Source organism: Pseudomonas chlororaphis subsp. aurantiaca (genome assembly GCF_013466605.1).
Lineage (GTDB): Bacteria > Pseudomonadota > Gammaproteobacteria > Pseudomonadales > Pseudomonadaceae > Aquipseudomonas > Aquipseudomonas chlororaphis_I.
In genome coordinates this window covers 5,377,410-5,390,259 of record NZ_CP059162.1, presented here as the reverse complement: position 1 = coordinate 5,390,259, position 12,850 = coordinate 5,377,410, and the positions used below count along the sequence as shown (strand labels likewise).

The 12,850-nt window shown below is 63.2% G+C and carries 11 protein-coding genes; 4 read left to right on the top strand and 7 right to left on the bottom strand.

Annotation, left to right across the window (positions count from 1 at the left end):
• Positions 1–267: 267 nt before the first annotated feature.
• From H0I86_RS24530 to H0I86_RS24510, 5 genes are all read right to left on the bottom strand, one after another.
• Entirely contained in the window at positions 268–1,611 is a 1,344-nt protein-coding gene (locus H0I86_RS24530; protein WP_180922497.1) for an imelysin family protein, read from the bottom strand.
• A gap of 162 nt (positions 1,612–1,773) precedes the next feature.
• Positions 1,774–3,825, bottom strand: a complete 2,052-nt coding sequence (locus H0I86_RS24525; protein ID WP_180922496.1) for a putative bifunctional diguanylate cyclase/phosphodiesterase — start codon at positions 3,823–3,825, stop codon at positions 1,774–1,776.
• A 304-nt stretch (positions 3,826–4,129) separates the two neighbouring features.
• On the bottom strand, positions 4,130–4,726 hold the full coding sequence (locus H0I86_RS24520) for a superoxide dismutase (RefSeq protein WP_007929765.1): 597 nt from the start codon (positions 4,724–4,726) through the stop codon (positions 4,130–4,132).
• A 176-nt stretch (positions 4,727–4,902) separates the two neighbouring features.
• The gene (locus H0I86_RS24515; protein WP_124322071.1) at positions 4,903–5,505 is read right to left on the bottom strand and encodes a LysE/ArgO family amino acid transporter; all 603 of its coding nucleotides are present in this window, start codon (positions 5,503–5,505) and stop codon (positions 4,903–4,905) included.
• A gap of 5 nt (positions 5,506–5,510) precedes the next feature.
• Positions 5,511–5,912, bottom strand: a complete 402-nt coding sequence (locus H0I86_RS24510; protein ID WP_180922495.1) for an ACT domain-containing protein — start codon at positions 5,910–5,912, stop codon at positions 5,511–5,513.
• A gap of 96 nt (positions 5,913–6,008) precedes the next feature.
• On the opposite strand from H0I86_RS24510, the gene H0I86_RS24505 reads away from it, so the two are divergent.
• From H0I86_RS24505 to H0I86_RS24490, 4 genes are all read left to right on the top strand, one after another.
• Entirely contained in the window at positions 6,009–6,902 is an 894-nt protein-coding gene (locus H0I86_RS24505) for a LysR family transcriptional regulator ArgP (protein ID WP_180922494.1), read from the top strand.
• A gap of 84 nt (positions 6,903–6,986) precedes the next feature.
• Positions 6,987–7,979 (top strand): NAD-dependent epimerase/dehydratase family protein, encoded by a 993-nt coding sequence (locus tag H0I86_RS24500; protein ID WP_180922493.1) that lies wholly within the window; start codon positions 6,987–6,989, stop codon positions 7,977–7,979.
• Positions 7,980–8,086: 107 nt separating this feature from the next.
• Positions 8,087–8,923, top strand: a complete 837-nt coding sequence (locus H0I86_RS24495) for an ATPase (protein ID WP_180922492.1) — start codon at positions 8,087–8,089, stop codon at positions 8,921–8,923.
• A gap of 133 nt (positions 8,924–9,056) precedes the next feature.
• A complete protein-coding gene (locus H0I86_RS24490) occupies positions 9,057–9,893 on the top strand; it encodes a cache domain-containing protein (RefSeq protein WP_180922491.1) in 837 nt (278 codons plus the stop codon).
• 51 nt (positions 9,894–9,944) lie between these two features.
• Here H0I86_RS24490 and H0I86_RS24485 read toward each other — a convergent pair whose 3' ends face one another.
• A complete protein-coding gene (locus tag H0I86_RS24485) occupies positions 9,945–11,462 on the bottom strand; it encodes an MDR family MFS transporter (protein WP_180922490.1) in 1,518 nt (505 codons plus the stop codon).
• Between the two features lie 77 nt (positions 11,463–11,539).
• Complete coding sequence (gene pobA, locus H0I86_RS24480; RefSeq protein ID WP_180925906.1) at positions 11,540–12,724, bottom strand: 4-hydroxybenzoate 3-monooxygenase; 1,185 nt, start codon at positions 12,722–12,724, stop codon at positions 11,540–11,542.
• Positions 12,725–12,850 lie beyond the last annotated feature (126 nt).

Below are 12,850 nucleotides of genomic sequence, written 5' to 3'. Positions count from 1 at the left end.
TATCCTGCAGGACGAGCAAAACAAGGGCGCAAAGTCTAACAGGGCAGGGAAGTTTGAATAAGAGGAATTATCGTTCCGCTTGACCTGAGGCAAGAGCGGAGCGCCCGCCCGTAGCCGCTGCCGAAGGCTGCGATCGCCACCGAAGGGGGCGCAGGGTTCAAGATCGCTGAAGGCCTGCGGCCTTATCGCAGCCTGCGGCAGCGGCTACAGGACTCCAGGCATAAAAAAGGCGACCCGAAGGTCGCCGTTGCATTCCCGCAACGTTGATCAGAATTCGTGATCGGCGTTGTCCGGGTTCAGGTCGCTGATGCCCAGCTTGCCGGCGGCCTGCTCGATCGAACCGGTCTGCTTGACCAGCGCGGCGATGGCGTCACGCACGATCTGGTTGCCCGCGTCGTTGCCGGCAGCGATCAGCTGGTCGTAGTGCTCACCCTTGTTGGCGTGATCGACCATGACCTGGAGCTTGGCTTCGGTGGCGGCCAGGTCGGCTTTCAGCGCGGTGTCGGCGGCCGGATCGATTTTCGCCACCAGCGACGACAGGCTGGCGCCGGTCAGCTTGGTGCCGTCGACGCGGGTGTATTCGCCCAGGTAGACGTTGCGAATGCCCTTGGCATCGTAGAAGTGCGAGTTGTGGGTGTTGTCGCTGAAGCAGTCCTGCTCGTCTTCAGGGGAGTTGGCTTCCAGGGACACCTTCATGCGCTCGCCCGCCAGTTCGCCCAGGGACAGGCTGCCCATGCCGAACAGCATTTTGCGCAGGCCGCTTTCAGCCGGTTCGGCTTCCAGGGTGGCGCGGTAGTTGTCGGCCACGTTCGGTTTCCAGTTGCCGACCATTTCTTCCAGGTCGTTGACCAGCAGCTGGGTCACGGCCTTCAGGTAGGCACGGCGACGGTCGTTGTGGCCACCGGTGGCGCCGGCGCCTTCCAGGTAGTCGGAAGCCGGGCGGTTGCCGGCACCAGGGCCGGTGCCGTTCAGGTCCTGGCCCCAGAGCAGGAATTCGATGGCGTGGTAGCCGGTGGCGACGTTGGCCTCGGAACCGCCCAGCTCGTTGAGGCTGGCGAGTTTTTCCGGGGTGATGTCCTTCACGTCGACCTTGTCTTCGCCGACCTGGACTTCGGTGTTGGCGATGATGTTGGCGGTGGCGCCCGGGTTGCCCAGTGCGTGCTCGTAGGACTTGTCGACGTAGTCGATCAGGCCTTCGTCCAGCGGCCAGGAGTTCACCTGACCTTCCCAGTCGTCGACGATGGTGTTGCCGAAGCGGAACACTTCACTCTGCAGGTAAGGCACGCGAGCGGCGACCCAGGCCGCCTTGGCGGCTTTCAGGGTGTCGGCGTTGGGCTTGGCGAGGAAGGCGTCGATTGCGGTCTGCAGGGTCTTCGCGGTGGATTCGGCATCGCTGTACACGGCGAAGACCATGTCGGCGTAATGCGCGACGACCGCCTTGGCCGCCGCTTCATCGACCTTGCCGGCCGCAGGAGCGGTGGCCGGGGCTGCGGTGCTGGCGGCTGGAGCAGCGGCTTGCGGCGCGGCAGCCTTGTCTTTGCCTTCGCCGCAACCGGCGAGGGAAATAGCGATGGCCAACAGACTGGCGGTAGCCAGAGGCATACGAATCATGGCGAACATCCTGCTTCGAGAGAGGGGTGGACTGGCGCGGGGGCGCGCAAAACTGCGACATAATGCGAAAGATTTGCATTATGTGTAAAGGGTTGTGGTTGTAAATATTTCCTATTCAGGAAACGATTGCGCTGGATCAAGCTTATGCGCGCAATCGGGTCTTCAGAGGATGGCCGCGTTACTGCGCTGGGCCTGTTTCAGGTAGGCGCTCAGCTCCCGTGCCGGCAGGGGTTTGCTGTAGTGATAACCCTGACCTTCGTGGCAGCCTTCGGAGATGATGTAGGCCTCCTGCTCGGCGGTTTCCACGCCCTCGGCGATCACCTGCATGCCCAGGCTTTTGCCCAGCTGGATGATCGCCCGGACGATGGTGGCATCGTCGTCGTCATCCAGCAGGTCCTGGACGAAGCTCTTGTCGATCTTGATCTTGTCCAGCGGCAGGCTCTTGAGGTAGCTCAGGGACGAGTAGCCGGTGCCGAAGTCATCGATGGCGATCAGCGCACCCGAGCGGCGCAGGCTCAGCAGGTGTTGGGCGGCGGTGCTGATGTCTTCCATCAGGCCGGTTTCGGTGACTTCCAGCTCCAGGCTGCGCGGCGGCAGGCGGTAGATCTGCAACAGGTTGTTGACCACCCGCGGCAGTTCGGCGTGGTGCAGTTGCACGGTGGACAGGTTGACCGCCATGCGCAAGTCGCTGAAGCCCAGGTCATGCCATTCGCGCAGTTGGCGGCAGGCTTGGTCCAGCACCCATTCGCCGATGGCGATGATGGTGCCGTTCTGCTCGGCCAGGGGGATGAACAGGTCCGGCGGGACGAAGCCGTGTTCCGGATGCTGCCAGCGCAGCAGCGCCTCGACCCCGACCACCCGATGATCGCGGTAGCTGATCTGCGGCTGGTAGACCAGGTGGAACTGCTGGCGGGTCAGGGCCTCGCGCAGGTCCTTCTCCAGTTCGCGGCGCCGGCGCATCTCGCTGTCGACACTGGCGATGTAGAACTGATAACGGTTGCGCGACCGGCTCTTGGCCAGGGTCATGGTCTGCTCGGCTTTCTGCAGCAGCTTTTCGGTGCTATCGCCGTCTTCCGGGAACAGGGTGATGCCGATGGTGGCGCGCAGGCGGATTTCCTGATGGTCGAGGGCGAACGGCGCTTCCAGGTCGTCGAGAATGCTCTGCGCCAGTTCGGCGGCTTCGTAGGGTTGTTCGATATCGGCCTGGACCAGGGCGAACTGGTCGCCGCCGAGGCGGGCGAGGGCGCCCAGGCGGCCACTGTGGGCCCGCAGGCGATCGGCCAGGGCCAGCAGCAACTGGTCGCCGGTCTGGTAGCTGAACTGTTCGTTGATGCCCTTGAAGTCGTCGAGGCCGACACAGAGCACCGCGACCCGGCGTTGCAGGCGGCCGGCATCGATCAGGATCTTGTCCAGTTGCTGCTGCAACTGCTGGCGGTTGGGCAGGCCGGTGAGGAAGTCGTACTGGGCCATGCGCAGCAGGCTGTTTTCCGCTTCATGGCGCAGGTGCGTGTTGCGCTCGATCGACGCCAGCAACTGGTTGGCGGTATTGATCCAGATCCCCAGCTCGTTTCGCTCGTGGCCCTTGAGCAAGGGAATCTGATGTTCGCTGGGGCGGTCCGGGTTGATGGTGGTCAGATGCTCGATGATCCGTGACAGCGGCTTGGTCAGCAGCCAGTGGTAAACCAGATAGAGCACCAGGCCCATGGCCAGGGCGCGCAAAACGCCGGAAATGAAAATGATCACCGAGCTAACGATGAACCCCTGGCCGTAGGTGGCCGTGTCGAGGGTGATGCTCAGGTCGCCGTAGTATTCGCTGTAGGGGCCACGACCCACCAGCTGGGTGGTGAAGGTGCGCTCTCTACCGAGGATCAGGTCGGTCAGCCAGCGGCTGGGGGATGTCTGCAACTCACGGGTTTTTTCCGCAAGCATGGTTTCGTTGGGATGGCCGATGGAGGCCATGCGCACGGCATCGTCCTGGAACAGGCCTTCGATGACTTGCATGCCCATTTCGCGGTCCAGGCTGTAAACGGCCTGGGTCGAGGGGTCGCGAAACATGTCGAGAATGCGCTGGGCATCATTAGCGACCGCCTGCCGAGTCTTGTAAGCATCGAAGACGATTTGTGCGCAGCTCAGAACTACGCCCACTATCAGTGCCGACAGCAGCACAACCCGGAGCAACTTCACCGACAAGCTGTTTTTGAGTTCCAGCTTCAAAGGGTTATTCCTTGTTCCGTGCGTGTAGCGTCAAGTTGCCATGAGTATTGGCAATCCCGTGATGGCAGTCAAAGGGACAATCAGGCCCAGGATATTTCACCTGCCGGCTTGGCTGGAATGCCGGGAGCCAGCCTATCCACGCTTATCGGTTATATGTCGGTAGCCAAGCCTTGCAACTTGAGGGACGGCGGCGATTTTTTACCTGAGTGGATGTTAGCGCGCCGGGCTGGCGCGGCAAGCCGGCCGCTTGCCGGTAAAACGAAAAAAACCCGGCAATGCCGGGTTTTTTTGACTGCAAACGGGCTTAGGCGACGAAGGTCTTGCCTTCGAACTGCTCGGCCACGAATTTCCAGTTGACCAGGTTCCAGAACGCTTCGACGTACTTGGGACGCAGGTTGCGGTAGTCGATGTAGTAAGCGTGTTCCCAGACGTCGCAGGTCAGCAGCGGGGTGTCGCCGCTGGTCAGCGGGTTGCCGGCGCCGATGGTGCTGGCCAGGGCCAGGGAACCGTCAGCCTTTTTCACCAGCCAGCCCCAACCGGAACCGAAGGTGCCGACGGAAGTCTTGGTGAATTCTTCCTTGAACTTGTCGAACGAACCGAAAGCCGCGTTGATGGCTTCAGCCAGTGCGCCGGTTGGTTGACCGCCAGCGTTTGGCGCCAGGCAGTTCCAGTAGAAAGTGTGGTTCCAGACCTGAGCGGCGTTGTTGAAGATACCGCCCGAGGAAGACTTGACGATCTCTTCCAGGGTTTTGCCTTCGAACTCGGTGCCTGGCACCAGGTTGTTCAGGTTCACGACATAGGTGTTGTGGTGCTTGTCGTGGTGGTATTCCAGAGTTTCCTTGGAAATGTGCGGCTGCAGGGCATCGTGTGCGTAAGGCAGCGGCGGCAATTCGAAAGCCATGGTGATTCTCCTAATCAGGTCAGTTGCGGTGAGCGCAAGGCCGATCACGGGCGGCCAGACAAGCGCCGGGGAGTTTGTACTCTTTGCGGCGCAGGGTTCGGATCATAGCACCGGGGGTGCGGCATAACCACGCAACAACTGTGTGGGATAGAGGTTCCAGAGCCTTTTGGAATAAATCACCCAGCGGTCATCAATTGAATCGCGACACTGAACATCATCACCGCCACCAGCAGGTCGAGAATGCGCCAGGTGCTCGGCCGTGCCAGCCATGGAGCCAGCCATGCGGCGCCGAGGGCGAGAGTGAAAAACCACAGCAGCGAAGCGCTGGCCGCGCCGACCACATAGGCGCCGGGTTCGGTCTGTTGCGCGCCCAGCGAGCCGATCAGCAGCACCGTGTCCAGGTACACATGGGGGTTGAGCAGGGTCACCGCCAACGCACTGAGCAGCACCGCGCGCAGCGAGCGGACGGTCTGGTTCTCGCCCTGTTGCAGGCTCTGTTTGGAGCAGGCGCGACGCAGGGCCTGGCTGCCGTACCAGATCAGGAACGCGGCGCCGCCCCAGCGGGCAACCGCCAGTAGCGTCGGGCTCTGCGCCAGCACCGTGGCCAGACCGAATACCCCGGCCGCCACCAGCAACGCATCGCAGGTCACGCACAGCACGGCCACCGGCAGGTGATGTTCACGCCGCAGGCTCTGGGCCAGGACAAAAGCATTCTGGCTGCCGATCGCCATGATCAGCCCGGCCGCTACCAGCAGCCCGTTAACGTAGCTCTGCCACATGTCGTTTACTCCTCGCCCGCCGCCAGTTGCCGCAGCACGTGCATGGCGCGCTCGGCATCGGCCTTACCGACAAACAGATGATCGTGGTAGTAGCCGGCGATCACGTTGCAACTGATCCCGGCCTTGCCCAGGGCGCTGGCGAACGCGGCGGTCAGGCCGACGGCTTCCAGGGCCGAATGCACGTTCAGGGTGATCCAGGCCGCGACGTAGTCGAAATCCAGCCCCAGCCGTTCGGCCTGTTGGCGTTCGAGGATCACCGTGAGCCCTTCCTGCTCGCGAAAGCTGCCCAGTACATCAGTGCCTTCAAGCAGCGCGCGATCGGCGATGGAACAGAACACATAGTCACCGGGGTTGAGCTGTGGGCTCATGCTGCGCAGCAGGGTATCGAGGGAGGTTTCGCCAGCCATGAAAAAGGTCCTTGAACGAGAAAGCATGCTGGCTATTCTCCGGTTGCAGGCTGTATAAGAAAAACCAATATTGCTGATCGCTCATTAGGGAAACTGATGTTCGACTATAAATTGCTGTCCGCCCTCGCCGCGGTGATCGAACAGGCCGGATTCGAGCGCGCCGCGCAGGTGCTGGGGTTGTCGCAATCGGCCATTTCCCAGCGCATCAAGCTGCTCGAGGCGCGGATCGGCCAGCCGGTGCTGGTGCGGGTCACGCCGCCGGCGCCGACGGAAATCGGCCGGCGCCTGCTCAACCATGTGCAGCAGGTACGCCTGCTCGAACGCGACCTGCAGAGCCAGGTGCCGGCCCTGGACGAGGAAGGTTTGCCGGAGCGTCTGCGCATCGCCCTCAACGCCGATAGCCTGGCCACCTGGTGGGCCGAGGCGGTGGGCGACTTCTGTGCCGAGCAGCATTTGCTCCTCGACCTGGTCGTCGAAGACCAGACCGTCGGCCTCAAGCGCATGCGGGCCGGGGAAGTGGCGGCCTGTGTCTGCGCCAGCGAGCGGCCGGTGGCAGGCGCCCGCAGCGTGTTGCTGGGGGCCATGCGCTACCGGGCCCTGGCCAGCCCGGCCTTCCTGGCGCGGCATTTTCCGCAGGGCGTGCAAGCCGAGCGCCTGGCCCGGACGCCGGCCCTGGTGTTCGGCCCGGACGATTTCCTGCAGCACCGCTACCTGGCGGCGCTGGGGGTCGATGGCGGGTTCGAGCATCACCTGTGTCCCTCGTCCGAGGGTTTCATCCGCCTGACCGAAGCCGGCCTGGGCTGGGGGCTGGTGCCCGAATTGCAGGTGCGCGACCAGTTGGCGCGGGGTGTGTTGGTGGAGCTTTTGCCAGATAAGCCGATCGATGTGCCGCTGTACTGGCATCATTGGCGCAATGGTGGCCAACTGCTGGGCCTGCTCACCGAGCACCTGGCGCGTTCTTCGGCGCAATGGCTGGTGCCGTTGGCGTGACACCAGGCGTCAAGGCATCAGGCAATACCCCATGCAACACAAGTGTGCGACAGGCATGAAACACGAAAGCAATCGGAGCAAGTCATGAAAATTCTGGTCACCGGCGCAAGCGGCTTCATTGGCGGACGCTTCGCGCGTTTTGCCCTTGAGCAGGGCCTGGATGTACGGGTCAACGGGCGTCGGGCCGAAGGTGTGGAGCATCTGGTGCGGCGCGGGGCCGAGTTCGTCCAGGGTGACTTGAGCGATGCCGACCTGGTGCGCGACCTGTGCCGCGATGTCGATGCGGTGGTGCATTGTGCGGGGGCGGTGGGGCTCTGGGGGCGCTATCAGGATTTCCATCAGGGCAACGTGCTGGTCACCGAAAATGTGGTCGAGGCTTGCCTCAAGCGCCATGTCCGGCGCCTGGTGCACCTGTCGTCGCCGTCGATCTATTTCGACGGTTGCGACCATCTGGGCCTGACCGAAGAACAAGTACCCAAGCGCTTCAAGCACCCTTATGCCGCCACCAAATACCTGGCGGAGCAGAAGGTGTTCGGCGCCCAGGAGTTCGGCCTGGAGGTGCTGGCGCTGCGCCCGCGTTTTGTCACCGGCGCCGGCGACATGAGCATTTTCCCGCGGCTGTTGAAGATGCAGCGCAAGGGCCGCCTGGCGATCATCGGCAATGGCCTGAACAAGGTCGATTTCACCAGTGTGCAGAACCTCAACGAAGCGCTGCTCAGCAGTCTGCTGGCCAGCGGCTCGGCCCTGGGCAAGGCCTACAACATCAGTAACGGCGCGCCCGTGCCATTGTGGGACGTGGTGAACTATGTGATGCGCCAGATGGGCGTGCCGCAGGTCACGCGCTACCGCTCCTTTGGCCTGGCCTACAGCATGGCGGCCCTCAATGAAGGCTTCTGCAAGCTCTGGCCGGGCCGTCCGGAGCCGACCCTGTCGCGCCTGGGCATGCAGGTCATGAACAAGAACTTCACCCTGGATATCAGCCGCGCCCGCCATTATCTGGATTACGAACCGAAGGTCAGCCTGTGGACGGCCCTGGATGAGTTCTGTGGCTGGTGGAAGGCCCAGGACATACGCTGAAAATAAACACTGAACCGAGTTCGGGGTTCGGGGTCGATCAGGGCGGCGGGTTAGCGGTTTATACTCGCCGCATTCAGCTATCACCGCGGTTTTAGAAAGGTTGCCCCATGCGTAACGATGCCAACGACGACTTCGACGATGTTCCAAGCCTGCGTGCCGATACCCTCGACGATGATTTTCCGACCGCCGCCGCGGGCCGCGCGCGTACTTCGGTGCATTCGCGCAGTGTGCCGGTAACCAAGGTCAAGGCGCCGAGTGCCGGGCCGCTCTGGGCGCTGGTCGGCGCCTTGTTCTTTGCCTTTATCGGCCTGGCCTGGTGGAGCTTCCAGCAGATCTCGCTGATGGAGCAGCAACTGGTCGCGACCCAGGAGAGTTTCGCCCGCATCAGCGAAGAAGCGGCGGGGCGCCTGCAGGATATTTCCGGCAAGGTGGTTGCCAGCCAGTCCAGCGTCAACAGCGACAGCGAAGCCTTGAAGCTGCAGATCAAGCAGCTGGAAAGCCGCCTGCAGGACCAGGGCAAGCAGCAGCAAGGCGTGGCCGGGCAGGCCACGGACCTGGACAAGCGCCTGGCGCAGATGAGCGCGCAAGCCACCGAGCAGCAGGCGGCCAACAGCCAGTTGCAGGCGCAGGTGAAAACCCTGGGCAGCGAACTGGCGGCCCTGAAAAGCGCGCCGGCCGACACCAGCAAGGTCGATGCCCAGTTCAAGAGCCTGAACGCCGAGATCGCCGCCTTGAAAAGACAGGGCAACCCGAGCGCCGCCATCGAGCGTCTGGAGCAGGACATCATCGTGCTCAAGAGCCAGCAGGACAATCGTCCCGCCGCTGCCCAGGGCGGCACCAACACCGCCGAGTTCGACGCCTTCCGCGGCCAGGTCACCCGCAACATCAATACCCTGCAGAGCCAGATCCAGAATCTGCAGCAGCAGCTCAATACCCGCCCCTGACCTTGACGACCTTCCCGCGCCTGGCGTGGGAGGGTCGCGGTCTTGCCTCGCGCCTCCCTGCTTCGCTGAATACTCGACCATATCCCGCAGCCGTCTACGCTCTTGAAACACCAACAAGAACGAGGGACGCGCAATGAGGGGATTGCTGAGAGCCACGGTGCTGGGATGGCTGCTGGTGTTCTGTGCCAGCCAGGTCCAGGCGGCGGACGATGCCACGGCGGCCAAGGCCCTGCTGGAAAAGGCCCTGGCCTACTACCACGACCAGGGTGACAAGGCCTTCGCCGCGTTCAGCCGGCAGGGCGAGTTTGTCGACAAGGACCGTTATGTGTTTGTGGTCGACACCAAGGGGGTGATGCTGGCCAGTGGCGGGCCGTCGTCGGCGCTGATCGGCCGCGATGTTTCCGAAGTGCTTGGGCCGGATCTGCAAAAGGCTTTCAAGGACGCGCTGAAGATTCCCGAGGGCAATGGCATCCAGCAAGCCGAGTACCGCTGGCAGAACTGGGCCGACGGCAAGGTCGAGCGCAAGCATGTGTATTACCAGCGGGTCGGCGATCGAATCCTCGCGGTCGGCTATTACCTGCCACGGGCTTCCGCCGAGCAGGCCAGGGCCTTGCTGGACAAGGCGGCGAGCGAGCTGGTCAAGGACGAGAAGGGCACGCTGACGGCGATCAACTCGCTCAAGGGCGGTTTCCTGCAGGACGACCTGTATGTGTTCGTGGTCGACCTGGACAGCCAGCGCTACGTGGCCCACGGCACCAATTTGCGGCTGATCAATACCGACTTCAACAAGGTCAAGGACCCGGATGGCAAACCGGTGGGCGAGCCGATCCTGGCGCTGATGGCCACCCAGGATCAGGGCGAGTATGAGTACCGCTGGAAGAACCCGGTGACGGCCAAGGTGGAAGACAAGCACGCCTACCTGCGCAAGGTCGGGCACGTCCTGGTGGCGGTGGGGTACTACAGCCCGTGAGGGGCGGTCGCCAGCCGGCTCGCGTGTAGATAGAGCCGGCTGGCGATGCCGCTATTTGACCTTGTCTTCACGCCCGCGCAGCAGCGCATTGGGCATGGCCAGCGCCGCCGCCAGCCCCAGCAACGACACCGCCGCGCTGACCATCAGCAAGTGTTTGAAGGTCAGCAGCAACTCAGCCCGCAAGGCTCCCTGTTCCGGCCCCGGCGCGGCATTCAGGCCGTCGAGCAGCACATTGCCCGAATGGCCTTCGCCGATCAGTGCCGAACCGCTCAACTGGGCGAAGCTGGAGTCCTGCAACAGCGCCAGCAGCAGCGCCGACATCAAGGCCACGCCCATCGCGCCGCCCAGGGAGCGGAACAGGTTGGTGGTGCTGGTGGCGACCCCGATGTCCCGTTGTTCCACCGAGTTCTGGCTGCCCACCAGCGAGGTCGGGAACTGCATGCCGGAGGCAATCCCGCTGAACAACATGAACACGCTGCTCAGCAGCACCGCCTGGGGCGGGCTGAAGGCCATGCCGAGAACGCTCAGCGGCATCAACAGGGCGCCACTGAGGATCATCGGTTTGTAGCGACCGGTCACCGAGGTCATGCGCCCGGCGAAGTAGGCGCCTATCGGCAGGCCGATGGCCAGCGGCAGCAGGTGCAGCGCAGCACTGTCGGCACCGGCGCCGGTGACGCTCTGAAAGCGCAACGGCATCAGCACCGTCAGCGAGATGGCCTGGAAACTGGTGAAGAACACCGTGCACCAGCACAGCATGGCGTTGCGGTTGGCGAACAGGTGCATGGGCAGCAGCGGTTCTTCCGTGCGCCGTTCATGCCAGGCGAACAGGGCCAGGGCGATGACGGCACAGGCCAGCAGGCCCAGCACTTCGCTGCTGCGCCAGGCGTGACCCTGGCCGAAATGGGTGATCGCCAGCAGCAGGGCGGTCAGGCCGATGATCATCAACAGCGTGCCGAGGTAGTCGATGATCGGTTTGCGCTGCGGGATAGGCAGTCCTCGCAGGTTGCGCCTGGCCACCAGCCAGGCGCCGAGGCCCAGGGGCAGGTTGATCAGGAACACCCAGCGCCAGGACAGGTATTCGGTCATGTAGCCGCCAAGCACCGGGCCGGCGACGCTGGCCGCCGCGTACATGCTGCTGAAGTAACCCTGGTAACGCCCGCGTTCGCGGGGCGGCACTATGTCGCCGATGATCGCCTGGCTGACCGAAATCATCCCGCCGGCGCCGATGCCCTGGAAGATCCGCGCCAGCACCAGTTGCTCCATGTTCTGCGCCATGCCGCAGAACAGCGATGCCAGGGTGAACAGGCCCATGCCGAACAGCATCAGCTTGCGCCGCCCGTAGAGGTCGCCGAGCTTGCCGTAGATCGGCACCGCCACGGTCATGGCCACCATGTAGCCGGAAATCACCCAGGCCAGCAGGCTGACGTCCTTGAACTGCGCGGAGATGGCGGGCATGGAGACCGCGACTATGGTCTGGTCCAGGGCGCCGAGGAAGATCGCCAGCATCAGGGCGATCAGTACGCTGCGAAGAGCCAGTTTGGGCTGGCCAGGCTGGTTGGGATGGGTCACGAAAGAACCTGCGGGCAGTGATTGACCCGCAAGGTGCAAGGCGAGCGGGAATGCTCGCCAGTGTACTCGATAGGTTCCTACTCGATAGTCTCATAAGGAAGGCCGACGTAATTTTCCGCGATGGTTTTGCGTCCGGCCTCGGAGTCGACGAAGTACGCCAGCTCCGACTCGGCGATGCGCTGGCTGAAGTCGTCGGAGTCGGGGAAACGGTGCAGCATCGCGGTCATCCACCAGGAGAAACGCTCGGCCTTCCAGATCCGCCGCAGGCAGATTTGCGAATACTTTTGCAGCAGGTCGGTGCGCTGCTCGCGGTAGACCTTGAGCAGAATGTTGAACAGCGTGCTGACATCGCTGGCGGCCAGGTTCAGGCCCTTGGCCCCGGTGGGCGGCACGATGTGCGCGGCGTCGCCGACCAGGAACATACGCCCGTATTGCATTGGCTCGACCACGAAGCTGCGCAGCGGCGCGATGCTTTTCTCGATCGACGGCCCGGTCACCAGGCGCTCGGCCAGCTCCTCGGGCAGGCGCCTCTTGAGCTCGTCCCAGAAGCGTTGATCGGACCAGTCGGCGACATTTTCCTCCGCCGGTACTTGCAGGTAGTAACGGGTGCGGGTGGTCGACCGCATGCTGCACAGGGCAAAGCCGCGTTCGTGGCGGGCGTAGACCAATTCGTCATGGACCGGCGGGGTGTCGGCGAGAATGCCGAGCCAGCCGAACGGATAGACACGTTCGAATACCTTGAGCCTGTCGGCCGGGATCGACTGCCGGGCGACCCCGTGGAAGCCATCGCAGCCGGCGATGTAGTCGCAGTCCAGGCGATGGGGCTCGCCCTGGTAATCGAAGGTCAGGTAGGGCTGGTCGCCCTGCATGTCGTGGGGACGCACGTTGTCGGCCTGGTACAGGGTCCGGGCGCCGACGGCCTGGCGGGCTTGCATCAGGTCGCGGGTGACTTCGGTCTGGCCGTAGATCGTTACGCTCTTGCCGCCGGTGAGGGCGTGCAGGTCGATGGCCACCCGGCGGCCGTCGAGGGCCAGTTCGAAACCGCCGTGCACCAGGCCTTCGGCGTCCATGCGCTGGCTGACCCCGGCCTGGCGCAGCAGGTCGACCATGCCTTGTTCCAGCACCCCGGCGCGGATGCGCCCGAGTACGTAATCCGGGGTTTGTCGCTCGAGGATCAGGGTATCGATGCCGGCCTTGTGCAGCAGTTGGCCGAGCAGCAGTCCGGAAGGTCCGGCGCCAATGATGGCGACTTGAGTTTTCAGGGTTTTCATTGTTTTTATGACTCGCAAGCTTCACGCGAACAGGTTCGCTGAGTGATTTTTATGTTTCGAGTGCCTGCATTTTTCACTTGTGAAGCTGTCAGTTGAAGGTGAAAACTGAGCCGATAC